Origin of the sequence: Candidatus Kurthia intestinigallinarum (assembly GCF_003991225.1) — a bacterium.
Lineage (GTDB): Bacteria > Bacillota > Bacilli > Bacillales_A > Planococcaceae > Kurthia > Kurthia populi.
This window is the reverse complement of record NZ_JTFC01000055.1, coordinates 1-1,064: the sequence shown is the minus strand read 5'-3', so window position 1 is coordinate 1,064 and position 1,064 is coordinate 1. Positions and strand designations below refer to the sequence as shown.

General features: G+C 50.8%; 1 rRNA gene. It reads right to left on the bottom strand.

The window, feature by feature from the left end:
• Positions 1–1,064, bottom strand: a 23S ribosomal RNA gene (locus QI30_RS18580); the annotation flags it as partial.

The window sequence follows — 1,064 nt, the reverse complement described above, 5'->3', positions numbered from 1 at the left end:
TGCTTGGACGCGCATAACCAACAGCGCGCTTACCCTATCCTACTGCGTCCCCCCATTACTCAAATGGTGAGGAGGTGGTACAGGAATATCAACCTGTTATCCATCGCCTACGCCTATCGGCCTCGGCTTAGGTCCCGACTAACCCTGAGCGGACGAGCCTTCCTCAGGAAACCTTAGTCATTCGGTGGATGGGATTCTCACCCATCTTTCGCTACTCATACCGGCATTCTCACTTCTAAACGCTCCACCAGTCCTTACGATCTGACTTCACAGCGATTAGAACGCTCTCCTACCACGGACATCTGAGATGTCCATCCACAGCTTCGGTGAATCGTTTAGCCCCGATACATTTTCGGCGCAGCGTCACTCGACCAGTGAGCTATTACGCACTCTTTAAATGATGGCTGCTTCTGAGCCAACATCCTGGTTGTCTAAGCAACGTCACATCCTTTTCCACTTAACGATTACTTTGGGACCTTAGCTGGTGGTCTGGGCTGTTTCCCTTTTGACTACGGATCTTATCACTCGCAGTCTGACTCCCGCGTATAAATCATTGGCATTCGGAGTTTGTCTGAATTCGGTAATCCGGGATGGACCCCTAGTCCAAACAGTGCTCTACCTCCAAGATTCTTAGCCGCGAGGCTAGCCCTAAAGCTATTTCGGAGAGAACCAGCTATTTCCAGGTTCGATTGGAATTTCTCCGCTACCCACACCTCATCCCCGCACTTTTCAACGTACGTGGGTTCGGGCCTCCAGTAAGTGTTACCTTACCTTCACCCTGGACATGGGTAGATCACCTGGTTTCGGGTCTACAACCACATACTCATTCGCCCTATTCAGACTCGCTTTCGCTACGGCTCCGCCTTATCAGCTTAACCTTGCATGGGATCGTAACTCGCCGGTTCATTCTACAAAAGGCACGCTATCACCCATTAACGGGCTCTAACTACTTGTAGGCACATGGTTTCAGGATCTCTTTCACTCCCCTTCCGGGGTGCTTTTCACCTTTCCCTCACGGTACTGGTTCACTATCGGTCACTAGAGAGTATTTAGCCTTGGGAGAT